Origin of the sequence: Rhizobium sp. Leaf371, from assembly GCF_001424045.1 — a bacterium.
Taxonomy (GTDB): Bacteria; Pseudomonadota; Alphaproteobacteria; order Rhizobiales; family Rhizobiaceae; genus Ferranicluibacter.
Map to the genome: position 1 here is coordinate 331,259 of NZ_LMQB01000024.1, position 22,938 is coordinate 354,196.

The window sequence follows — 22,938 nt, forward strand, 5'->3', positions numbered from 1 at the left end:
TCAGGCGAATGCGCAAATATTCGGTTTTTGCCGTGGCACGCGAAGCCATGCGGGCGCACAAGGGCTGGGAAGCGCAGTGGGTCTCTCCGGAGCCGCGGGCCGCCTATGACGCGATCATCATCGGCGGCGGCGGGCACGGTCTGGGCGCAGCCTATTATCTTGCCAAGGAGCACGGCATCACCAATGTCGCAGTGCTTGAAAAAGGCTGGCTCGGCGGCGGCAATACCGGCCGCAACACCACCATCATCCGGTCCAACTATCTCTATGACGAGAGCATGGACATCTATGAGCACTCGCTGAAGCTCTGGGAAAACCTGTCGCAGGATCTGAACTACAACGTCATGTATTCGCCGCGCGGCGTGATGATGCTGTCGCACGGCATTCACGACCAGCAGGTGTTCAAGCGCCACATTCATGCGAACCGCCTCTACGGCATCGACAATGAGTGGCTGTCTCCCGAGCAGGCGAAGGACTTCTGTCCCCCGCTCGACATTTCGGCTGCCGCCCGCTTCCCCATCAACGGTGCCGCCCTGCAGCGCCGCGGCGGCACTGCCCGCCATGATGCTGTTGCCTGGGGCTATGCGCGTGCCGCATCCGACCGCGGTGTCCACATCATCCAGAACTGCGAGGTCACCGGCATCCGCCGCGGGCCGGACGGCGCCGTCACCGGCGTCGACACCAATCGCGGCTTCATCGGCGCGAAGAAAATCGGCGTCTCGGCCTCGGGCCACAACTCCGTCATCATGGCGATGGCCGGCGTGCGCGTGCCGCTGCATTCGGTGCCCCTGCAGGCGCTGGTGTCTGAGCCGCTGAAGCCGATCTTCCCCTGCGTCGTCATGTCGAACACGGTGCATGCCTATATCTCGCAGTCCGACAAAGGCGAACTTGTCATCGGCGCCGGCACCGACCAGTACAATTCCTATTCCCAGACCGGTGGCCTGCAGATCATCACCCACACGCTGGATGCGATCTGCGAACTGTTTCCGATCTTCCGCCGCGTCAAGATGATGCGCCAGTGGGGCGGCATCACCGACAACACGCCGGACCGCTCGGCCATCCAGGGCGTGACGCCCGTGCCGAACCTCTTCGTCAATTGCGGCTGGGGCACAGGCGGCTTCAAGGCGACGCCGGGTTCGGCGAACCTGTTCGCCCATTTGATCGCCAAGGGCGAGCCGCATCGGCTGGCGGCGGGTCTGACGCTCGATCGCTTCCGCACCGGACGCCTGATCGACGAGGCGGCAGCCGCGGCCGTGGCGCACTGACCATGGCTGTCCCGGCCCGCTTTATCCGCAGCCTGTCCTTCCCCGCATCAGGAACACGCCCATGCTTTTGATCCACTGCCCCTACTGCGAGGAACAGCGCTCCGAACTCGAGTTCCGCGCGGTCGGCGACGCCCACATCGCCCGGCCCGAGAACATCGCCGCCATCTCCGATGCGGAATTCGAGGAATACTTCTTCCTGCGGGATAACCCGAAGGGCCTGATCTTCGAACGCTGGCGCCACATTTCCGGCTGCGGCCGCTTCTTCAATGCGGCGCGCGACACCGTCAGCGACCGGTTCCTGAAGACGTACAAGGCGGGCGAGCCGAAGCCGTCGCTGCCGATCGCCGCCATGACCGACGAGACCGTCGTCGAAACCTATGAAGCCACGGAAGGACGCGCGGAATGAGCGGCGCCAATCGGACTGCAAAAGCCGACAGCATGGGTGGAGCGAACCGCATTGCCGGCAAGGGCCGCCTGACGCCCGCGAGAACCGCGCGCTTCACCTTCGACGGCCGCACCTATCAGGGCCTGCAGGGCGACACCGTCGCCTCGGCGCTGATCGCCAACGGCGTCCACCTCGTCGGCCGCTCGTTCAAGTATCACCGCCCGCGCGGCATCGTCTCGGCCGGCCCGGAAGAGCCGAACGCGCTGATCGACGTGATGCGCGACAATGCCCGCCGCCAGCCGAACGTGCGCGCGACCGTTCAGGAAGTCTTCGACGGCATGACCGTCGCCTCCCAGAACCGTTACCCATCGCTCACCTTCGACGTCGGCGGCATCAACAACATCCTCGCGCCCTTCTTTGCCGCCGGCTTCTACTACAAGACCTTCATGTGGCCGAAACAGGCCTGGAAGAATATCTACGAGCCCCGCATCCGTGCCGCAGCCGGCCTCGGCGTCTCCCCGACCGAGGAGGACACCGACGAGTACGCCAGCCGCTACGCCCATTGCGACGTGCTGGTCATGGGTGCGGGCGTCGCCGGCCTGACCGCGGCGCTCGCCGCCGCTGCCACCGGCGCGCGCGTCATCCTCTGCGACGAGCAGCCCGAAGTGGGCGGCGCGCTGCACCACGATACCGGGGTGACGATCGACGGCCAGAGCGGCTATGCCTGGGCGCAGAATGCCGCCCGCCGGCTTGCCGCCATGGACAATGTCACGCTCCTGACCCGCACGACCGCCTTCGGCTACTACGCCCAGAACTTCGTGGCACTCGCCGAACGCGTCACGGATCACGTCTCCCGCCCGGCCCGCACCGCTCCGCGCGAGCGGCTGTGGCAGGTGCGTGCCAAGCGCGTCGTCATCGCCACCGGTGCCATCGAGCGGCACATGGTGTTTGCCAACAACGACCGTCCCGGCGTCATGCTGGCCTCGGCGGCCCGCACCTATCTCAACCATTTCGGCGTCGCCATCGGCCGCAAGGTCGGCGTCTACACCGCGCATGACAGTGCCTATGAAGCCGCCTTCGACCTGCACCGCGCCGGCATCGCCATTCCGGCGATCGTCGATAGCCGCGAGCAGCCGGGTGCGGCGGTGCTGGCCGAGGCGCAGTCTCTCGGCATCGAGGTGCTGACCGGCCATGCGGTGACCGACACCAAAGGCAAGCTGCGCGTCTCCTCCATCTCCGTCCGTCGCGTCAGCGGCGGCAGCAGCGCCCGCTCGATTTCGGTCGATGCGCTCATCACCTCGTCCGGCTGGACGCCGTCGGTGCACATGTTCTCGCAGTCGCGCGGCAAGGTGGCCTTCGACGCGGAAACGCAGCGCTTCCTGCCCGGCATCTACGCGCAGGACTGCGTCTCCGTCGGCGCCTGCAACGGCACCACCGACATCGCCGCAACCCTTGGCGAAGCCGCCGACGCCGGCGAACTCGCCGCACAGGCAGCCGGCTTCCCGGGCGGCACGCGCCTGGCCCTGACCGGCACGCAGGCCTTCGCCTGGACAGGCGGCATGGCGGGCGCCGCCTATGGCGCCGGCCCCGAGGACGACGTCAAGGCCTTCATCGACTTCCAGAACGACGTCTGCGCCAAGGACATCCGGCTGGCCGTACGCGAGGGCATGCACTCGATCGAGCATATCAAGCGCTTCACCACCAACGGCATGGCCACCGACCAGGGCAAGCTGTCCAACATCCATGGTCTCGCCATCGCGGCGGAAACCCTTGGCCGCGGCATCCCCGAAGTCGGCCTCACCACGTTTCGCGCGCCCTACACGCCCGTGACCTTCGGCACGCTGATCGGCCATTCGCGCGGCGACCTGTTCGATCCCACCCGCAAGACGGCGATGCACCAGGCCGAAGAGGCCATGGGCGCTGCCTTCGAGGATGTGGGGCAATGGAAGCGCGCCTGGTACTATCCGCGCGCCGGCGAGGACATGCATGCCGCCGTCAACCGCGAGTGCCGCACCGTGCGCGAGACGGTCGGCATGTTCGACGCATCCACGCTCGGCAAGATCGAGGTCGTCGGCCCTGACGCGGCCGCCTTCCTCAACCTGATCTACACCAACAGCTGGGACACGCTGAAGCCGGGCCGCTGCCGTTACGGCATCATGCTGCGCGAAGACGGCTTCATCTATGACGACGGCGTCGTCGGCCGCATGTCGGAGGATCGCTTCCACGTGACCACGACGACGGGCGGTGCCGCCCGCGTCATGCATCACATGGAAGATTACCTCCAGACGGAGTTCCCGCATCTGAACGTCTGGCTGACCTCGGCCACCGAACAATGGGCCGTCATCGCCCTGCAGGGGCCGAAGGCCCGCGAGATCATCGCGCCGCTGGTCGAAGGCATCGACATTTCCAACGAGGCCTTCCCGCATATGAGCGTGGCCGAAGGCCGGATCTGCGGCGTGCCGACGCGGCTCTTCCGCATGTCGTTCACCGGCGAACTCGGCTTCGAGGTCAACGTCCCCGCCGATTTCGGCCCGGATGTCTGGAACGCGATCCGCGAACGGGTCGAAGCCGTCGATGGCTGCGCCTACGGTACGGAAACCATGCACATCCTGCGCGCCGAAAAGGGCTATATCATCGTCGGACAGGATACCGACGGCACGCTGACGCCGGACGATGCCAGCCTCTCCTGGGCGGTCGGCAAGAAGAAGACCGACTTCGTCGGCATTCGCGGCATGAAGCGCCCGGACCTCGTGCGCGAGGGCCGCAAGCAGCTTGTCGGCCTTTTGACGAAGGATCCGAACATGGTGCTGGAGGAAGGCGCGCAGATCGTGGCCGATCCCAACCAGCCGAAGCCCATGACAATGCTCGGCCATGTCACCTCGTCCTATTGGTCGGAAAACTGCGGACGCTCCATCGCCATGGCGGTGGTGGCCGGTGGCAAGGCGCGGCTCGGCCAGACCCTCTATGTGCCGATGGCCGATCGGACGATCGCCGTCGAGGTGAGCGACATGGTGTTCTTTGACAAGGAAGGTGGCCGCATCCATGGCTGATCTCGCAACACGGACCCTGCCGCTTCGCGGCTTCCACGGCGGTTCCGCCACCGTTCGCCTGACGCCGGCCGCCCCCGCGAGCCGTCTGTCGCTCCGCGCCAAGCCGGATGCCGTCGGTGCGCTCGCAACCGCGCTTCAGCTGTCGTTGCCGACACGCCCGAAGACCTCGGCCACGAGCGGCACCCGCCACGCGCTCTGGCTCGGCCCCGACGAATGGCTCGTCATCGACGAAACGGAAACAGACCTTGTGGGCATCGCGGCCTCCGCCGGCGTGCTGCAGTCTGCGACCGACATCTCCCACCGCAACACGGCCATCCTTGTCGAAGGCCAGGGTGCCTCCGCCGCCATCAATGCCGGCTGCCCACAGGACCTGTCGCTCAAGGCCTTCCCCGTCGGCGCCTGCTCGCGCACCGTGTTCGGCAAGGCGGAAGTCGTGCTCTACCGCACCGGCGAAACGGCGTTTCGCGTCGAATGCTGGCGCTCCTTCGCGCCATACGTCTCGGGACTGCTGGCAGCCGGGGCGCAGGACGCCGGCCACTGAACACGGCGTCGGGCCCGTCAGGACAGGACGGGCCAGCCGCGCCAATCGACCCAGCGGCCGTGAAAATCTGCGCGGCCGATCTCATGACGCTCGCCGGTCGGCCACATTTGCAGCGTCAAAGCAGCTCCCGGCTCCGTTCCGTCGTTCTCGAGCGATAGACGCGCGAGCGGTGCCGCCTCGGTTGCGCCGCGGCCGGCGTCCGCGATCAGCGCCTCACCCCGCTCGCGGTCCTCTCCGGACAGATATTGCCAGGCGATCGTGTGATAGACGACATGCACGCAGCCGGGGCGCGGGACCGCCAGACGGCGCTGCAGCCACGATACCGCATCCGCAGCCTCGACCTTTCGCTCGGACGACGCCGCAACAGCGATCGCGGCGCGCGTCCGCGCGATCCGATCGGCCTGATCCGCCCACAGATACGACAGGAGACGTTCCGCGTCCTCCGACCGTGCGGGATCGAGAGGCCGGAGATCGCAGCCGGCCCGATCCTGAACCCGAAGGGCCGCCTCGGGCGGCGTAGCGCCTGTCCAGTCGGGCGTCAGCCTCACCGGCGATTGCGGATCGCCCCAGGCGACATCTCCGAGACGATAGGCAAAGCGGTCCCAGTGAAGGTTCAGCCCGGCACTTGCGCCGACCTCCGAGAGGCAGAGCGGTTTGCCGAAACGCTTGGCGATGGTGAGGAAGCCCGGCAGGAGCGCGGACGAGCGTCGCACCTCGTTCGTCTGCGGCGGCGAGTCGAGGCGCGCAAGAATCGTCTCGGCGTGATCGCGACAGGCGCGCTCGACCGCCTCCCATAACGTCGCGGGTTCCGTTGTGCGCGGCGGATAGACGGCTGCGAGATCCGGATCGGCACCGTCAAGAACCAGCGCATGCAGCGCACCGGCAAGCCGCAGCGGAACCGAATCGGCAGAGGAGGCCGGATTTCCCGTCCAGCCGAGAACACGGCGTCCGACCGGATGCGTATCCGTCAGGCGCTCGGCGGCAAGGTCGCAGAGCGTGGCGACGAAAGGTGAGCCCAGCGCACGGCAGCTCGCTGCCTGCGAGCGGAAGGCCGCGCGGACGGCGGCGTCGCGTGTTGCCGCGTCAAGCATCATCCGGCCGATCCTTCGGGTCGAACTGGATGATCGTCAGCCAGGTCGCGGTCAAGGCCGGCCGGCTCTCCTGTTCCACCTCGACGGAGACCTCATAGGTGACGGCGAGCATGCCGGCGCCGCGGAACCGCGCTTCCGTGAGCGTGAAGTGACCGCGGACACGCCCCCCGGACCGAACGGGCGCCAGAAACCGGACCTTGTCGAAACCATAATTGATCGCCATCGTCTGTTCGCGCACCGTCGGCAGGCAATTGTAGTTCATGGCCGACAGCAGCGAGAGCGACAGGAAGCCATGCGCGATCGTGCCGCCATAGGGCGTCTCGGCCGCGGCCCGGATAGGGTCGGTGTGGATGAACTGGTGATCGTCCGTCGCATCGGCAAAGCGGTCGATCATGTCCTGCGACACGGTTATCCAGTCGGAAATTCCGAGTTCGCGCCCGACGAGATCCTTGACCTCGCCAAGCGCGATCTCCGTGACGCGGGTCGTCTTCTCACCGTTCGCATCCATCTCGCTCATTCCCGTTGCATCATCTGCAGCCTTCAGGCGGCGTCGGGCGCCACGTACCAGCCGACCGAGCGGGCCGAAAGCTCCGTCGGCGTGCCCGCCTCCGGCAGCAGCGACTGCCAGCCGTCGCCCGGAAGCGTCAGAGCCGCCCCCGCGTGCGCGCGGTTGAAGACCACGGCCAGCCGGCAGGTCTTGGCCGTCACCGCATCGCCGGTCGAAAGGATCATCGCGAGCCCGTCGGTGCGCTCGCCCTGCCAGTCCGCAACCTCCATCGGCCGGCCGTCGAGCCGGACCCAGGCGACATCGCCCGCGCCGGTGAAGAATTGGTCGCCCGCAAACACATCAAAACGATGACGGAGCTCGGCAAGTGCGGCGCATTGCGCGATCAGGTCCGCGTCGGCCGCCGCCCAGTCGAGCCAGGTGATCGGATTGTCCTGGCAATAGGCATTGTTGTTGCCCCGCTGCGTCCGACCGAACTCGTCGCCGGCGGTGATCATGATCGCGCCGCGCGTGGCAAAGAGCGTCGCGAGCAGCGCCTTCACATCCCGCTTGCGGGCGGCAACGATCGTGCCGTCGTCCGTTTCGCCTTCGGAACCGTTGTTCCAGGAGTGGTTCTCGTTGTGGCCGTCGCGATTGTCCTCGCCGTTGGCCTCATTGTGCTTGTGATCGTGGGAAACGAGATCCCTGAGCGTGAAGCCGTCATGCGCGGCAATGAAGGTCACGCTGCGGCTCTGCGTGCCGCCACGCTGCGAGAAGATATCCGACGAACCGGCGAGCGCCCCCGCGAGCGAGCCGGTCATCCAGCCGTCACCCTTCCAGAACCGCCGCAGGTCGTCGCGCGCGCGGTCGTTCCATTCGAGGAAAGGGGCCGGGAAATGCCCGAGCTGATAGCCGCCCGGTCCGATATCCCATGGCTCGGCGATCAGCACGCGATCTTTGAGAAGCGGATCGGCCAGCATCTCGGTCAAAAGCGTCGCATCCCGGCGAAACCCCCCGGCATCGCGGCCGAGAATGGTGCCGAGATCGAAACGGAAACCGTCGATCCCCGCCGCCTCGACGAAGTGCCGCAGCGTGTCGAGGATGAGAGACCGGACCGTCGGATGGTCGCAGGCGATGGTGTTGCCGCAACCCGTATCGTTCACGAGCACGCCCGGCTGGGCATGCCGGTAATAGACGGCATTGTCGAGGCCGCGCATGGAGAGGGTCGCGCCCTCCCGATCGCTTTCGCCGGAATGGTTGAAGACGAGATCGAGAATGACGCCGATGCCGGCGCGATGCAGCGCCGCGACCGTATCCCTGAGCTCGATCAGCCCCCCTGGCACCAGCCGTGGATCGAGCGCCATGAAGGCGACGGGATTGTAGCCCCAGCCATTGGTGAGGCCGAGAGGCGGCAGATGGCGCTCGTCGATCCAGGCGGTGATGGGCATGAGTTCGACGGCGGAGACGCCGATGCGCTTGAGGTGGGCGATGACGGCCGGGTGCGCCAGGGCCGCCACGGTCCCCCTCAGCTCGTCCGGCACGTCCGGATGCAGCATGGTGAACGGCCGGACCGCGACCTCGTAGATCAGCCCGTCTCTGGAAAACAGGGGGGCTGCAACCCGTGCCTTCGGCACCTTGGTCACAAGCGCCTTTGGCACCAGATCGGCTGTTTCCGCGCCGAACTGCGTCAGGCGGGCATTATGCCGAAACGGCCGGTCGAGCTCCAGCGCGTAGGGATCGACGAGAAGCTTTGCCGGATCGAACCAGAGACCGCGATCGGGGTCGTAGGTGCCGTGGGCGCGGAAGCCGTAGCGTGTTCCCATCGGCGCATCGGGCAGGGTCAGGGCGAAGACGTCGCCCTCCTCGCGGCCCATCTGCAACCGGCGCAGCTCGGTCTCGCCATCGCCGTGGAACAGGCAGAGATCGATTCGGTCAGCCGTCTGCGAGCGCACGGCAAAGCGGGTCCACCGGCCGGTGATCGTGGCGCCGAGCGGCCGTGTCGTTTCCGTCATGCTGATCCCTCTCGCTGCATGGCAACCGGGCCAGCTAAGAGCAAATCACGCAAAGATACAACGACTTTCGTGGCCGTAGGCTCAGCGCAGAAGGACGACGCCGGCGATATTCAGGAGCACGAACAGCACGAAACCCGTGAACCAGCCGGCACTCGTGAAGAAGGCCGCAGCCATGGCGATCAACAGCGCCACGCAGAAGATGGTCAGGAACTTCGCCGCGCTCAGGAAGTGAAGATAGGTCTTCTCGTGCTCGGGATAATCCATCGGCGCACCGGTTTCGGAAGGTCCCATCTGATGTTCGGCCACTGTCATTCTCCCCGCAAGTTTCCACGCCGCAAGATGCGGCACCTCTTGGTTTCAAGACATGCCCGCACTGTTCCGCGACGTCAAGGCCCGTAGAGCACGGGAGGCATTGACGGCGCGGCCGGTTCCCGGCAAGTCGGTGGGCCAAGCCCACGCCAACGGAGAGTCTCATGCCGAAGCCGATCATCGCCATACCCGCAGATTTCCGTGAGATCGAGGGCAATGTCTGGCACGCGTCCCCGCATCAATATGTGCGCGCCGCCTTGAACGGCTCGGGTGTCATGTCGCTGCTGGTTCCGGCGCTCGAAGCCGGCAACGAGCCGGATGCGATTCTCGACCGCGTGGACGGGCTTCTGGTCAGCGGTTCCCGCTCCAACGTCCACCCGACGCTCTATGGACGGGAGGCGTTGGACACAGATGGCCCGTTCGATCCCGGTCGCGACGCCACCAGCCTGCCGCTGATCCGCCGCGCGCTCGCCCGCGGCATCCCGGTGCTTGCCATCTGCCGCGGCATCCAGGAACTTAACGTTGCGCTCGGCGGCACCCTCGCCTCCGAAATCCAGGATCTTCCGGGCCGGCAGGACCATCGCAAGCCGGACGTCCAGGAACTCGACATCGCCTATGGCATTCGCCAGACGGTCATGGTGGAACCGGGAAGCTGCCTTGCCGGCGTGGTCGGCGCCGGCGCGGTACAGGTCAATTCCCTGCACCGGCAGGCCATCTCAGACCTGGCACCGAATCTTGCCGTGGAAGCGGTTGCCGACGACGGTACGGTCGAAGCCGTGTCCGTCATCGGCGCAAAGGCCTTTGCCGTCGGGGTACAGTGGCATCCGGAATACTGGGTCGGCCGCGACAAGACCTCCAACGACCTGTTCGCAGCCTTCGGCGCGGCCGTGCGCGCCTACAGCGAGGCCCAGCGGCCAGCCAGCCGGCCGGCTACTTCGCCCGCCGCGTAAACGGCGTCTCGGTCACGGGCGTCAGCGCCTTGCCGCTTTCAAACCAGGAGACAAGATTGTCAACCACGAGGTCGGCCATCTTGTTGCGGGTGCCGACGGAGGCCGAGGCGACATGGGGCAGCAGCGACACCTGCGGCAACGCCAGCAGGCCCGCGGGCACGTGCGGCTCGCGGTCGAAGACATCGAGCCCCGCACCGGCGATCACACCCTGTTCCAGCGCCGCGGTCAGTGCGGCTTCATCCACGGTGATGCCGCGCCCGACATTGATGACGACCCCGTCGGACCCGAGCGCCTGCAGGATGTCCGCATTGACCGTGTGCTTGGTTTCCGCGCTGCCGGGCACGATGACGATCAGCGTATCCACGGCCTGCGCAAGCCCGAGCAGCGTCTCGTGATAGGCATAGGGCACATCGTCGCGGCGCGAGCGGGTGTGATAGGCGATCTCGAGGTCGAAGCCCTCCAGCCGACGCGCGATCGCCTGTCCGATGCGACCGAGCCCGTAGATGCCGATCTTGCGGCCGCTCAGGGACAACGGGCTGAGCGGAAAGGGCCCATCCTTGACCCAGCGCCCGTCGCGCAACCATTGCTCCGCGGCAGGCAGGCGGCGCAGCGTGTTGATCAGAAGCCCGATCGCCGTATCCGCGACCTCGTCGTTCAGGACGTCGGGCGTGTGCGTGACCACGATGCCGGAGCGCGCGGCGTGCCCCGCATCGACGCCGTCGTAACCGACGCCGAAGTTCGAGACGATCTCCAGCGTCTTCAGCGCATCCATCAGCGAAGCCGGGACATTGTTGAACGTCGCAATGCCCGCAACGCCGGCAGCAAGGTCCGGCGTGATCAGGCCTGCATCCGCGCCGTCCACCTGTCTCACATCGAAGAGGGCCGTCATGCGCTCCAGAGCGCGCGGGTGCATCTTGCCGGGGATGAGAATGATCGGGCGATCTTGCGACATGGCTTGGTCCTTTCAGACGTCGGCGAAGAGGAAAAAGGCCGCAACGAGGATCGTCGCAGCGCGGTGAGCGCTGCGGAAACTACCGCAAGGATCTGCGGCGTCAATTGAACCTGAAGTTTACCGTTTCCCTGCGCGCCTTGTCGTAAAGCGGGCTCTGCAAGACCGATCGCTCATTCGCCCTGCTGCAATCGCAAGGGACCGGTCGACTGGCGGATCCGCATTTCCGGCTTGATCAGGTGGATGCCATCCGGCTCGTGGCTGCCGTTGAGGCGGTCGAGCAGGGCGCGTGCGGCGCTCCGGCCCACATCCGACTGCCCGTTCCAGACCGTCGTCAGCGCCGGCGTGGCGATGGCCGCTTCCTCCAGATCGTCGTAGCCGGTGACCGACACATCCCGGCCGGGCACAAGGCCCGCGCGCGCGATGCCGTTCATCATGCCGATGGCAACGAGGTCGTTCCAGCATACGACAGCCGTTGGCTTCTGCGGCAGCGACAGGAGATGCACGGCCGCCTCGAACCCGCCCTGCATGGAACGCGGCCCGGGAATGCGCAGGTCCGGATCGACATCGATATTCGCTTTGCGCAATGCCTGGACATAGCCGAGATAGCGGTCGCGGCCGGTCGAGGTCAGGTCGGTTCCCCCGACCATGGCGATGCAGCGGTGGCCGAGACTGATCAGATGGTTGGTGGCGAGCGAGATGCCATAGGCGTCGTCACCCCGGAAAATCGGCACATCGACGCCTTCGATCGACCGCGCCACGAGGATCGCCGGCATGCCGTTGTCCTCGGCCAGCTTGATATCCTCCGGCGGCGTGCCGATGGCCGGCGACATGATCACCCCGTCACCGCCGAGCTGCAGCAGGGTTTCGATGAAGACGCGCTGCTTTTCGACCGAGTCGTAGTGATTGGAGAGAATGAAGGTCTGGCGGTCGCGATCGAGTTCCGCCTCGATGGCCTTCAGAATCTCGCCATAGAAAGGGTTCATGATGTCGTGCACGACGACGCCGATGATGCCGGAGCGAGAGGTTCGCAGGCTGGCGGCGCGACGATTGTAGATATAGCCGAGCGCCCGCGCCTGATCCTTGATCTTGTCCCGCGTGACCGACGCGACGAGGGGACTGTCCCGCAAAGCGAGGGAAACGGTCGCGGTGGAGACACCCAGTGTTTCCGCGATCGTCGACAGCTTGATCTTCTGCGCCACGTGCCCTCCCGGTCTGCCCGGCCATCTCCCTCAACGCCTTCGGCAGTGCCTGAAAACGCCCTTAAATCCTCTTAAACTGTTTAAATCGAGACTGCAATCCCTGCGCGAGGCCGCGTGTCGAGGCCTACTCGACAGCCTGAAGATTGGCGTCGACCAGCTTCAGAAGCTTGGCCAGCGTCCGGATCTGCTTGTCGGTCATGCCCTTCAGCGCCGTTGCCTCGGACAGGTCGGCCGCCGCCTCGATCGCCTGCAGTCGCTCGCGACCGTTTGCCGTGAGGTAGACCTTGGTCAGCCGAGCATCCGCTGCATCCGGCTTGCGCTCCAGAAAGCCCTGCGCCTCCATGCGGCCGATGGTCCGGGTCATTGTCGGCGCCTTGACGCCGAGATGACCGGCCAGCGCCCCGGCCGTCATGCCGTCGGTCTCCGCCAGCGCCAGCATCACGCCGTCCTGACCGGCGTAAAGCCCGCTCTCCAGAAGATTGCGCGACAGCACGGTCCGCATGGAGCGCGCCGCCTGTGCCAGCAAGGGTGCGAGCAACGGTGCGGCGGCCTCGAGACCACCCTCCCCGTCAATGGCTGCGGGATCGACGATCTTGTCGATCTTGAGCTTTTTCTGCTTGGCTTTCTTCTCGGACTTGTCTTTCTTGCCCATGCTCGCTCCCCTGCCTGCCGAAGGCTTGCATCGCCTTGTCGAGCTTGTATGACTCATATGACAATCGGGCCGCAAGGGCTTGCGCACGGCCGGATGTCGGGATGAAGCCCAGGAAGATACGCATGACGAGACCCGCTGCCCGATTTGCGGACAACGATCCGGCCCTTGCCCCATCCGCCCGCGCCCACTGGATCGCCGTCCTGCCGCTCGGCGCGCACGAGCAGCACGGCCCGCATCTGCCGTTCGAGACCGACACGCTGATCGCAGACGGCGTGGTGGATCGCGTGATCGCAGCCCGCGGCGAATTGCCTGTGACCTTTCTCCCGACCGAGCCCGTGGGATACTCGATCGAGCATATGGACGTGGCGGGGACGCGGACGCTGAGCTACAAGGAAGCCGTCGAACGCTGGCTCGGCATCGCCGCCAGGCTTCATGCGCAGGGCATCCGCAAGTTCGTCATGCTCAACGCCCATGGCGGCAATTCTCCGCTCATGACCATCGTCGCGACCGAAGCGCGTGTGCGCTACGACATGCTGGCGGTCGTCACCAGCTGGACCCGGTTCGGACAACCCGCCGGATGGATCGACCCGGTGGCAAAATCCATCGACATCCACGGCGGCGACATCGAAACCTCGGTCATGCTCGCCCTTCATCCCGACAAGGTCGATCGGGCACGGGCCGAGGCATTTGCCTCGCGGCAGACCGACTGGCAGGCGCGATTTGCGCATCTGCGCGCCTATGGCCCCCATGCCTTCGGCTGGCGCATGCGCGACCTCAATCCAAAAGGCGCGGCCGGAAATGCCGCCGCCGCGACAGCCGAGCGCGGCGAGCAATTGCTTGAGCACGCCGTCTCCGGGCTCCTCGCGCTCCTGTCGGACGTGGATGCATTCGACCTCGCGCAGTTCGACCCCGGACCGACCGAAACGATGTAATGTTATAAAGACTGGATTATCTGCGCGAGAGCATTTGCACTGCCGTGCGCCATCTCCTATATCACCGCGACGATCCCGCGCATCGACCGCCCAACGGCGCGCCGGTGGGCATCCCTCCTCAGCCCCCGAGGTTCCCATGTCCGAAGCCCCTGCGTCCGAAGCCCCCGTTTCCGAAACGTCCGTCCAGAAGCCCATCCCCGTGACCGTCCTCACCGGCTATCTCGGTGCCGGCAAGACGACGCTGCTGAACCGCATTCTCTCGGAAAATCACGGTCGCAAGTATGCCGTCATCGTCAACGAGTTCGGCGAGATCGGCATCGACAACGACCTGATCGTCGAATCCGACGAAGAAATCTACGAGATGAACAATGGCTGCGTCTGCTGCACGGTGCGCGGCGACCTGATCCGCGTGGTCGAGGGCCTGATGAAGCGTCCCGGCCGCTTCGATGCGATCATCGTGGAAACGACCGGCCTGGCCGATCCCGTCCCGGTCGCACAGACCTTCTTCATGGACGACGACGTTCGCGCCAAGACCGAACTCGATGCCGTCATTGCGCTGGTCGATGCCAAGCATCTGCCACTGCGCCTGAAGGACAGCCGCGAGGCCGAAGACCAGATCGCCTTTGCCGATGTCGTGCTCCTCAACAAGACCGACCTCGTGACCCCGGAAGAACTGGCGAAGGTCGAAGCGACGATCCGCGTCATCAACCCCTCGGCCCGCATCCATCGCACCCAGCGCTCGGAAATCGATCTCGCCAAGGTTCTCGATCAGGGCGCCTTCAACCTGGAACGCGCCCTGGAAAACGAGCCGGACTTCCTGAAGGCGGACGATCATCACCACGACCATGATCACGCCTGCGGCCCCGACTGCGGCCATGATCACCATCATCACGGACACGACCATCACCACGATCATGGTCATGATCACGCGCACGCACCGTCCGCCATCCATGACGTGACCGTTCAGTCGGTGTCGCTGCGCGGCGGCGAGATGAACCCCGACCGGTTCTTCCCCTGGATCCAGAAGATCACCCAGACCGACGGCCCGAACATCCTGCGCCTCAAGGGCATCATCGCCTTTGCCGGCGACGCCGATCGTTATGTGGTGCAGGGCGTGCACATGATCATCGAGGGCGATCACCAGCGCCCGTGGAAGGACGGCGAGCCGCGCGAAAGCCGCCTCGTTTTCATCGGTCGCGATCTCGACCGCGAAAAGCTGGAACGCACCTTCCAGGCCTGCGCGGCAAAGCCCAACTGATGCCAACCGTCGCTCCGCTCGATCTCGAAGCCCATGTCGTCGGCGTCGCCTATCTGGGCGACGTCCCCGTATTTGCCGATGCCGCCGGTTTCGTGCATCGCCTGAACGGCGGCCACGCCGTGACGCCGGCGCATGACGGGTTGCTCGTGGCGCTCCGGGACGACGCCACCGACACGCTGCTGACCGGCGGCGAGGACGGTCGGGTGCTGCGCATCACGCGCGACGGCGCCGTGACGGAGCTTGCCCACCAGCCGCGCAAATGGATCTCCAAGATCGCGGCAGGCCCGCAAGGCGCGGTCGCGTTCACCACCGGCAAGACGGCCACCGTGCGTCTGGCGGACGGCACGACGCGCGACTTCACCGAAGAGCGAACCGTCGAAGGCATCGCCTTTGCGCCCAAGGGTCTTCGCATCGCTCTCGCGCGGTACAACGGCGTTTCCCTCCACTGGGTGGCAACATCGAGCCCGGCTATCGATCTCGACTGGAAGGGCGCGCATACCGGCGTGACCTTCTCCCCCGACGGACGTTTCGTCGTGACCATGATGCAGGAAAATGCGCTGCATGGCTGGAAGCTCGATACGAAACCCGGCGCCGAGGCGCGCCACATGCGCATGAGCGGTTACCCGGCTAAGGTCAAGTCCTGGTCGTGGTCGGCCCGTGGGAAATGGCTTGCCTCTTCCGGCGCACCGGCCGCCATCGTCTGGCCCTTCCAGGCCAAGGACGGCCCCATGGGCAAAGCGCCGCTCGAACTCGGCACGCGCGCCGACGTCATGGTCTCGCAGGTCGCCTGCCACCCTGCCGAAGAGGTCGCGGCCATCGGCTACTCCGACGGCATGGTGCTGGCCGTCCGCTTTGCCGACAGCAAGGAAGTCCTGCTCCGCCGCCCCGGCAAGGGCGCCATTTCCGCCTTCGCCTGGTCGAAATCCGGCCAGCAGTTGGCATTCGGCACCGAGGCGGGCGAAGCCGGGGTCATCGACCTGACAGCGTGAGGCTTGCAACCCAGCGCACGCAAAGGGCGTATTTTCTGAAATATCCTATTTCTCATTGAATTAAACATTCCGCATGTCTAACCTTCCGGCAACCGGAGGATCGACATGCAACAGATCATCGACGTCGCCCACAATGTCGGGCCGTATGCGCAGAAGCTCGTCGATCTCGGGGTGGTCTCCGTGATCCGGTATTACAACATCCAGAACAGCACGACCCTGCCGTCGAAGTGCTTGACGAAGCCGGAGCTCATATCTCTGCATCGGGCCGGCCTCAGCGTGGCCGTCGTCTTTCAGGCCGGCGGCGGTGCCAACGGAAAACTGAGCGATCTTTCCGATGCCAAGGGCACCCGTGATGCGAAACGCGCCTCGGAATTGGCCGCGGAGCTTGGTCAGCCGACCGGCTCCGGCATCTACTTCGCCGTCGATCACGACTACGTCGCCCCGGACGATCTTGCCCAGATTGCGAGCTACTTCAAAAAGGCAAAGGCCGAGCTGGGCGGAAGCTACGTCCTCGGTGTCTACGGATCGGGTCTGGTTGCCCGCAAACTTCATGATGCCGGCCTCGTGGATCTGATCTGGCTCTCTGGTTCGTTGGGATGGTCGGGTACGCGGAGCGCGTTGCGGGATGGACTCTGGACCCTGTTTCAGAAAGACATGGAGCAGGATCTACCCTTTGGCGGTCTCGACTATGACGGCAACGTCTTTAATTCCGCAAAGGCCGATTTCGGTCAGTTTGCGACCGAAGGATCCGTCGAGACGCCGCGCAGCGTCGGGGCATCCGCCACGTTTACGGTCACCGCCCGTGGCGGCCTCAATCTACGGGCCGGCCCGGGCGAAACCTTCGGGGTCATCCAGAAATACCCCTTGGGAACGCTCGTGCACGGCGTGCAGCAGATCGGCGACTGGACCCAGGTCGATATTCAGGGCGACGGCGCATCCGACGGTTACATGCACCGTTCCTACCTCGAAGCGACCATCGGAGGCCTGCCCGCAGTCTTACAGGAAAAGGCTGCCATCGAGCCGATCGACGTCGCCAAGGCGGAACTCGCACTGGGCGTCAAGGAACTTCCCGGCTCGCAGCATAACCCCCGGATCGTCATGTATCATGCCACCACCAAGGGCGGAAAGGCATCCGACGAAACCGCCTGGTGCTCCTCTTTCGTCAACTACTGCGTCGAGCAGGCCGGACGACGGGGCACGGACAGCAAATGGGCGCGGTCCTGGCATGACGAACACTGGGGCCATGACGTCACCGCGCAACCCGCGGTCGGCGATATCGTGGTCTTCAGCCGGGTCGGAAAGAAAGAAGAAGGCGGGCACGTCGCATTCTTCCAGTCGATGACAGAGACCGAGGTCACCTGCCTGGGTGGCAACCAGGGCGATCGCGTTAGCATCTCGACCTATCCGAAAGACGGCAAGAAAGGCCCCTTCCGCTACAAACTGCTCTCGATCCGCCGCGGCTGACGCTTCCGGTCACGACAGTCGCGAACCGATGTTTCGTGAGGCGGCATCGGCGGCGCTGGAGGCAATCACGCGCCCGCCGTGGAGATGATCCGGGCAAGGAGATCGTGGAGGTCGTCGCGGTAACCGGTGCGGGCGGAGGGAGCGCCTTCGTCGGAGGTCATGGCGACGGTCAGCTTCAGGTCGGGCACGATATAGAGCATCTGCCCGCCGAAGCCCCAGGCGAAATGCACGTCGTGCCCGCCGATCTCGCGCATGAACCAGCCATACCCGTAGCCGTCGCCGGAGAAGCGCGACTGCGTGCGCTCCGCCCAGGATTGGGCAACCCAATTCTCCGGCACCACCTGTCGCCCCTCGGGCGTTCGGCCGCCATTGCGATACAGCTCGCCGAATGCCAGCAGCGAACGGGCGCTCATCGCCATCTGGTTGCCACCGAGATAGATGCCCTGGGGATCGCGCTCCCAGGCGCCGATGCGAAAACCATCGACAGGTGCAAACCAGTCGCGGGCAAGCGCCAGAGTGGATTTGCCGCCGACTTTCGTCAGGATCGCCGAAAGCAGATGCGTCGAGCCGGTGGAATAGAGCATCTGCCCGCCGGGCTCGTCCACGAAATCCGCCGCAAGCGCGAACCGGACCCAGTTGCCGCTCGAAACCCAGCGTCCGTAGTTCGGCCCCGACATCCGGTCGAGCCCTGCCTGCATGGAAAGAAGGTTGCCGATGGTGATCTTCGCAAGACGTGGATCGGGATTGGCCGGCAGGTCGCTCGCAAGAATCGGCGCGATCGGCTGATCGACACCTTTCAGCAGTCCCTTCTCGATCGCGATCCCCACCAGGGCGGAAATGACAGTCTTGGAGGCCGACTTGATATTGGTGCTATCGGTCGTCTTGTTCGACCGGTAGCCGCGCTCGGCAACGATCCGGCCGTTGCGTGCGACGATGACCGTTTCCAACGGGGACAGTCGGGCAGCGTCGTTCAGGACAGTCGACAGTTCGGTCGTATTCAGTGCCGGAGCCTGCGCATCCGTCCCGGGAACGGCCGGGCTTTGGATGAGAGCGGCGCCCTTGATTTCGGCTGCCACCGCAGTTGGGACAGGAGAGCCGCAGAAGGCAAGCGCCAGAACGGTGACTGTGACGGATGTCGGAGAAAACGGTGTCATCCGGCCGAGGTAGGTGTTTTCGGCGGGGTCGCAAGGTGGCGGCACGTCCGACGTGCCGCCTTCACGTCAACGTGACGCTTTACCAGAGCAATTCGACATGCGGTCTGCCGTCCGACGTTTTCGCTGCCGTTCGCCCGGAGCCGTCGATCGTGCAGTGGACACGCTTGCGAAAGGCCGAGAAGCTCTCGAAGGTCACGACATCGACGGGCTCGTCGAGATCGAGCGTCAACCGATAGTGCCCCTCGCGCGCCGTCAGCGCCTGCACGCCGAGAAGCTTTGCCTCGAACGGTTGACCGAGATAGTAACCGCGAACGCGGGCGCCGAGTTGATAGGGGTCGAGTGCCGGCCGGTTGCCGACGGCGGCATGAAGCGTGTTCCAGTCCCGAAAGCCATATTGCTCGGCGATGGCTTCCAGAGCGCGGGAATAGGACATCTCCGTGCCACGCGCAGCAAGCGACGACCGCAGTCGCTTCGCTTGCGCCTTGAGCGCGTCGAGGCAGGGTAACGGGGATGATGACGTCGATGATCGCATCGGGATCTCTCCAGCAAAGGCATGCCGTGATATCCGTGGCGTTCGCATTGCCATCGGGGACATGCCGGGAGGGATGACCGAAACGCATCGAAAAGAGAGGCTTCACCAAAGCTTAAGGGCTTGCGAACGGCCGGGGCTCTCACCCGTTTCTTGAAGACTAAGGCAGGCCGGCACCCGAGTCAAATGCCCGATTGAGCGGCCGACCGACGCGGGTCGGCCGGCCATCGAGATCGCGTCAGGCGACCCGCCGCATCGGCAGCGCCTGCGAGAGCTTGCGGCCGCTGGCTGTCAGCATGCCCGCAGCCCCCTTCAGCCAGCCATCCTTGAGCTCGAGGCCCAGGAACCGATGGCGCTCGAACGGGCCGGGCATGACGAGGTGCTGGGCGTGATGTGCCTGGAAGCCGAACCGTTCGTAGTAAGGCGCATCACCGACGAGCAGGATCGCGCCGTGCCCCCGCAAGGTGGCTTCGCCGATCGCCGCACGCATCAACGCCCCGCCGACACCCTTGCCTTCCTGCGCGGCATCGACCGCAAGCGGGCCGAGCAGCAGCGCCGGAATGGTGCGACCTTCGGCATCCACGCCGGCATCGACATTCCACAGACGCACGGTGCCGATCACATGGCCGTCGCCGTCACGGGCAACGAGCGCCAGCCCTTCGGCCGGCACGCGGCCACGCCGCAGCTGCTCCGACGACTTGCGCCGGCGGTTCGGGCCCATGGCGCGATCGAGCAGTCGCTCGCGCGCAACGACATCGCCGGGATTTTCGGCGTCGATGGTGAAGGCATTCTGCGCAAAGAAGGCGCGGACAGAATCAAGAACAGCGGCCATGGCGAGGCCTCCCGTACTCAAAACCGTTTCAAACGGTATCGAAGGATCATTGTGAAGGTGCGGTTCCCGTGTTCGGGAACCGCTGGCGTCCGTTACCGGAAGCCGGAAACGTCAGATGACGTAGGACTTCAGCGGGTCGAAACCGTTGAAGGCGACGGCCGAGTAGGTCGTCGTGTAGGCGCCGGTGCCTTCGATCAGAACCTCGTCGCCGATCGTGAGAGACACGGGCAGCGGGTACATGTTCTTCTCGTAGAGCACGTCGGCCGAATCGCAGGTCGGGCCGGCGAGCACGCAGGGCTCCATCTCGTCCGCATCATGCGCGGTGCGGATCGGGTAACGGATCGCCTCGTCCATCGTCTCGGCGAGACCGCCGAACTTGCCGATGTCGAGGAAGACCCAGCGATGGTTGTCATTGTCCGACTTCTTCGAAATCAGGATGACTTCCGCCTTGATCACACCCGCATTGCCGACCATGCCGCGGCCCGGCTCGATGATCGTCTCGGGAAGCTGGTTGCCGAAGTGCTTTCGCAGCGCACCATAGATGGCCTTGCCATAGGCTTCGGCCGAGGGCACGTCGCGCAGGTACTTGGTCGGAAAACCACCGCCCATGTTGACCATCTTCAGCTCGATGCCCTGCTTGGCCAGCTGCACGAAAACGCGCTTGGCATCGGCAAGAGCCACGTCCCATGCATCGACCTTCGTCATCTGCGAACCAACATGGAACGAGACGCCGTGGGAGACGAGACCGAGCTGGTGGGCGTAGACGAGAACGTCGACGGCCATCTGCGGCACGCAGCCGAACTTGCGCGACAGCGGCCATTCGGCACCCTCGCCATCCGTCAGGACGCGGCAGAATACGCGGGCACCCGGAGCGGCGCGCGAGACCTTCTCGACTTCCTCATGGCTGTCGACGGCGAAGAGCGAAACGCCGAGCGCATGCGCACGGGCGATGTCGCGTTCCTTCTTGATCGTGTTGCCATAGGAAATGCGCGAGGCGGTCGCACCGGCTTCCAGCGCCATTTCGATTTCAGCCACGCCGGCGCAATCGAAGTTGGAGCCGAGACCGGCGAGCAGGCGAAGGATTTCCGGCGACGGGTTTGCCTTCACGGCGTAATAGATCGAGCTGTCCGGCATCGCGTGGCGGAAAGCCTTGAAATTGTCCTGCACGACATCGAGATCCACGACAAGGCACGGGCCTTCCGGGCGACGGGTGTTCAGGAAGTCGATGATGCGAGCAGTCGTCATGGTTTCAATCCCAATACGTTAGGCTTCCCGATCAGCGAGGAGACCTCGCCGAGCGATGAAGGACAAAGGGCGTACGGGTGCGCGTTCGGATACCAGCCGGTGGAGACCCCGGAATCCTCACATGCGCTCGTACAGCGCGATTTGTGGATGAAGCCCGCCGAGGCGTTCATCCGGCTTTGTCTGCCATGGATTGGAGGTTGGAACCTACCGCACGTCCGGCAATGAAGGTGTGCCTCTTCAGTAACCCCGGCTGATGGAAAGCCGGCAGAGAACAAAAAGGCCCGCACCGTCGTTGCTTCAAGATGTCCTCGCAATTCCGGTTGGCCGGAAAAACGACTGGAGCGGTTAGATCCAGGTACCTTACCGATTTCCTCACCAAACGAGGGATCGGCGGACACCCACAGGCACGTGCGACTTTGGGCAGAGCGGAAATAAGAAATATCCCTGTCGTAATCAAGCGTTATTTGACCCACGCCCGATTTTTTTACGTTGCGCCGCAAGCCTCGCACCAGCTTGCGGCTCCGTCAGGATCGGCTTTCCTGTCCCGCCGGATCATCAAGAGGGTTGCAGACATTGCCAAGCCTATGTTTTGAATGACGCCGCGCGACAATGGTTCCCGGAGACGATCCCGGCCCAGACGCCTGAAGCTCCAGACCGGAGCCGCGCAGGGGAGCCGAGATGGACACACTGACCCGTATTCGCGCCTTCATCGACGTCGTCGATGCCGAGGGTTTTTCCGCCGCCGGCCGCCGCGTCGGGCGTTCCAAGGCGCTGCTCTCGAAATATGTGCGTGAACTGGAGGACGAGCTCGGCGCCCTCCTTCTCAACCGCACCACCCGGCAGTTTTCGCTGACGGAGGCGGGGCATATCTATTATCGCACGGCCTCCGAGATCCTGAAGGAGATCGACAATCTCGCCGATCTCGTGCGCGCGGGAAACTCGGATCTGAAGGGCCGCCTGCGCATTTCCGCACCGCGGACCTTCATCGATGCCGATATCGGCCAGTCGTTGATCGATTTCGGCCTTGCCCATCCCGAGCTTTCTCTGGAAATCGTCTCCGACGATCGCTTCGTCGATCTGGTGGAGGAAGGCTTCGACGTCGCCATCCGCATCACCCGGCTGGAAGACTCGACCCTGATCGCCCGCAAGCTGGACGACTTCCACATCAAGATGTGCGCGTCGCCCGCCTTCCTCGAGAAATACGGGGCGATTACCCATCCCTCGGATCTGGCCCACCGGCCCTGCGTGATCGACACCAACGGTCGCTCCTACAGCAACTGGCGGTTCGTGGATCGCGACGGGACGAATTTCTCGGTGCCGGTCAGCGGGCCGATGGAGGTCAACAGCCCGCTCGCCAGCCTTCGCGCCGCCGAATCCGGCCTTGGCGTCGCCGGCGTTCCCGATTTCATCGCCCGGCAGAAACTGGAGAATGGAAGCCTCGTGGCTGTGCTCGACGACTTCCTGCCGCACGATCGCGGGATCTACGCCATCTATCCCCACCGGCGCTATCTGCCGACGAAGGTCCGTACCCTCGTTGACTTCCTGCACGCCTGGTTTCGCAAAAGAGCGGATGCATAAGAACCCTGAGAGAGGCACGGGACGTCCTGTCCCAATTCCGTCTACTTTCAGCTGGATGACAGGCCACCCC

Annotated in this window: 21 protein-coding genes; 10 read left to right on the plus strand and 11 right to left on the minus strand. The window is 64.9% G+C overall.

Annotation, left to right across the window (positions count from 1 at the left end; translation table 11 throughout):
• Nucleotides 1-8 precede the first annotated feature (8 nt).
• The 4 genes from ASG39_RS15640 (at nt 9) to ASG39_RS15655 (ending at nt 5,238) form a co-directional block, all read left to right on the plus strand.
• Nucleotides 9-1,262 carry a sarcosine oxidase subunit beta family protein gene (locus ASG39_RS15640; RefSeq protein ID WP_062595881.1) on the plus strand — a complete coding sequence of 418 codons (1,254 nt, stop codon included), beginning with the start codon at nt 9-11 and terminating at the stop codon, nt 1,260-1,262.
• A 61-nt stretch (nt 1,263-1,323) separates the two neighbouring features.
• Nucleotides 1,324-1,668 carry a sarcosine oxidase subunit delta gene (locus ASG39_RS15645; protein WP_062595882.1) on the plus strand — a complete coding sequence of 115 codons (345 nt, stop codon included), beginning with the start codon at nt 1,324-1,326 and terminating at the stop codon, nt 1,666-1,668.
• A gap of 32 nt (nt 1,669-1,700) precedes the next feature.
• Nucleotides 1,701-4,697: a sarcosine oxidase subunit alpha gene (locus ASG39_RS15650; RefSeq protein WP_062596014.1), complete on the plus strand. Its 2,997-nt coding sequence runs from the start codon at nt 1,701-1,703 to the stop codon at nt 4,695-4,697.
• On the plus strand, nt 4,690-5,238 hold the full coding sequence (locus ASG39_RS15655) for a sarcosine oxidase subunit gamma (protein WP_062595883.1): 549 nt from the start codon (nt 4,690-4,692) through the stop codon (nt 5,236-5,238). Before ASG39_RS15650 ends, ASG39_RS15655 begins: the two co-directional genes overlap by 8 nt.
• Before the next feature lie 17 nt (nt 5,239-5,255).
• On the opposite strand, the gene ASG39_RS15660 is transcribed toward ASG39_RS15655, so the two are convergent.
• The 4 genes from ASG39_RS15660 to ASG39_RS15675 form a co-directional block, all read right to left on the minus strand.
• Nucleotides 5,256-6,329 (minus strand): DUF2332 family protein, encoded by a 1,074-nt coding sequence (locus tag ASG39_RS15660; RefSeq protein WP_062596016.1) that lies wholly within the window; start codon nt 6,327-6,329, stop codon nt 5,256-5,258.
• Complete coding sequence (locus tag ASG39_RS15665) at nt 6,322-6,837, minus strand: MaoC family dehydratase (protein ID WP_062596015.1); 516 nt, start codon at nt 6,835-6,837, stop codon at nt 6,322-6,324. Before ASG39_RS15665 ends, ASG39_RS15660 begins: the two co-directional genes overlap by 8 nt.
• Before the next feature lie 32 nt (nt 6,838-6,869).
• A complete protein-coding gene (glgX, locus tag ASG39_RS15670; protein WP_062595884.1) occupies nt 6,870-8,825 on the minus strand; it encodes a glycogen debranching protein GlgX in 1,956 nt (651 codons plus the stop codon).
• 81 nt (nt 8,826-8,906) lie between these two features.
• Nucleotides 8,907-9,131 (minus strand): aa3-type cytochrome c oxidase subunit IV, encoded by a 225-nt coding sequence (locus ASG39_RS15675; protein ID WP_062596017.1) that lies wholly within the window; start codon nt 9,129-9,131, stop codon nt 8,907-8,909.
• Between the two features lie 167 nt (nt 9,132-9,298).
• On the opposite strand from ASG39_RS15675, the gene ASG39_RS15680 reads away from it, so the two are divergent.
• Nucleotides 9,299-10,084, plus strand: a complete 786-nt coding sequence (locus ASG39_RS15680) for a gamma-glutamyl-gamma-aminobutyrate hydrolase family protein (protein ID WP_062595885.1) — start codon at nt 9,299-9,301, stop codon at nt 10,082-10,084.
• On the opposite strand, the gene ASG39_RS15685 is transcribed toward ASG39_RS15680, so the two are convergent.
• The 3 genes from ASG39_RS15685 to ASG39_RS15695 all read right to left on the minus strand — a co-directional run bounded on the left by ASG39_RS15685 (nt 10,065) and on the right by ASG39_RS15695 (nt 12,887).
• Nucleotides 10,065-11,036: a 2-hydroxyacid dehydrogenase gene (locus ASG39_RS15685; protein ID WP_062595886.1), complete on the minus strand. Its 972-nt coding sequence runs from the start codon at nt 11,034-11,036 to the stop codon at nt 10,065-10,067. The two genes, ASG39_RS15680 and ASG39_RS15685, sit on opposite strands and share 20 nt — an antisense overlap.
• Nucleotides 11,037-11,206: 170 nt before the next feature.
• Complete coding sequence (locus ASG39_RS15690; protein ID WP_062595887.1) at nt 11,207-12,235, minus strand: LacI family DNA-binding transcriptional regulator; 1,029 nt, start codon at nt 12,233-12,235, stop codon at nt 11,207-11,209.
• A 124-nt stretch (nt 12,236-12,359) separates the two neighbouring features.
• A complete protein-coding gene (locus ASG39_RS15695; RefSeq protein ID WP_062595888.1) occupies nt 12,360-12,887 on the minus strand; it encodes a MarR family winged helix-turn-helix transcriptional regulator in 528 nt (175 codons plus the stop codon).
• 122 nt (nt 12,888-13,009) lie between these two features.
• Here ASG39_RS15695 and ASG39_RS15700 point away from each other — a divergent pair, with 122 nt between their 5' ends.
• The 4 genes from ASG39_RS15700 to ASG39_RS15715 all read left to right on the plus strand — a co-directional run bounded on the left by ASG39_RS15700 (nt 13,010) and on the right by ASG39_RS15715 (nt 17,530).
• Entirely contained in the window at nt 13,010-13,819 is an 810-nt protein-coding gene (locus tag ASG39_RS15700; protein WP_062595889.1) for a creatininase family protein, read from the plus strand.
• Nucleotides 13,820-13,955: 136 nt separating this feature from the next.
• Nucleotides 13,956-15,077: a GTP-binding protein gene (locus ASG39_RS15705; RefSeq protein ID WP_062595890.1), complete on the plus strand. Its 1,122-nt coding sequence runs from the start codon at nt 13,956-13,958 to the stop codon at nt 15,075-15,077.
• The gene (locus ASG39_RS15710; RefSeq protein ID WP_062595891.1) at nt 15,077-16,066 is read left to right on the plus strand and encodes a WD40 repeat domain-containing protein; all 990 of its coding nucleotides are present in this window, start codon (nt 15,077-15,079) and stop codon (nt 16,064-16,066) included. Before ASG39_RS15705 ends, ASG39_RS15710 begins: the two co-directional genes overlap by 1 nt.
• A 105-nt stretch (nt 16,067-16,171) precedes the next feature.
• Nucleotides 16,172-17,530, plus strand: a complete 1,359-nt coding sequence (locus tag ASG39_RS15715; protein ID WP_062595892.1) for a TIGR02594 family protein — start codon at nt 16,172-16,174, stop codon at nt 17,528-17,530.
• 65 nt (nt 17,531-17,595) lie between these two features.
• On the opposite strand, the gene ASG39_RS15720 is transcribed toward ASG39_RS15715, so the two are convergent.
• The 4 genes from ASG39_RS15720 to odc2 form a co-directional block, all read right to left on the minus strand.
• Entirely contained in the window at nt 17,596-18,729 is a 1,134-nt protein-coding gene (locus tag ASG39_RS15720) for a serine hydrolase (protein WP_244481248.1), read from the minus strand.
• A gap of 34 nt (nt 18,730-18,763) precedes the next feature.
• Nucleotides 18,764-19,216 (minus strand): glyoxalase superfamily protein, encoded by a 453-nt coding sequence (locus ASG39_RS15725; RefSeq protein WP_062595893.1) that lies wholly within the window; start codon nt 19,214-19,216, stop codon nt 18,764-18,766.
• 235 nt (nt 19,217-19,451) lie between these two features.
• The gene (locus ASG39_RS15730) at nt 19,452-20,045 is read right to left on the minus strand and encodes an N-acetyltransferase (RefSeq protein WP_062595894.1); all 594 of its coding nucleotides are present in this window, start codon (nt 20,043-20,045) and stop codon (nt 19,452-19,454) included.
• Between the two features lie 111 nt (nt 20,046-20,156).
• Nucleotides 20,157-21,290, minus strand: a complete 1,134-nt coding sequence (gene odc2, locus ASG39_RS15735; RefSeq protein ID WP_062595895.1) for an ornithine/lysine decarboxylase — start codon at nt 21,288-21,290, stop codon at nt 20,157-20,159.
• 678 nt (nt 21,291-21,968) lie between these two features.
• On the opposite strand from odc2, the gene ASG39_RS15740 reads away from it, so the two are divergent.
• The gene (locus tag ASG39_RS15740; protein WP_062595896.1) at nt 21,969-22,868 is read left to right on the plus strand and encodes a LysR family transcriptional regulator; all 900 of its coding nucleotides are present in this window, start codon (nt 21,969-21,971) and stop codon (nt 22,866-22,868) included.
• The last annotated feature ends 70 nt before the right edge of the window (nt 22,869-22,938 follow it).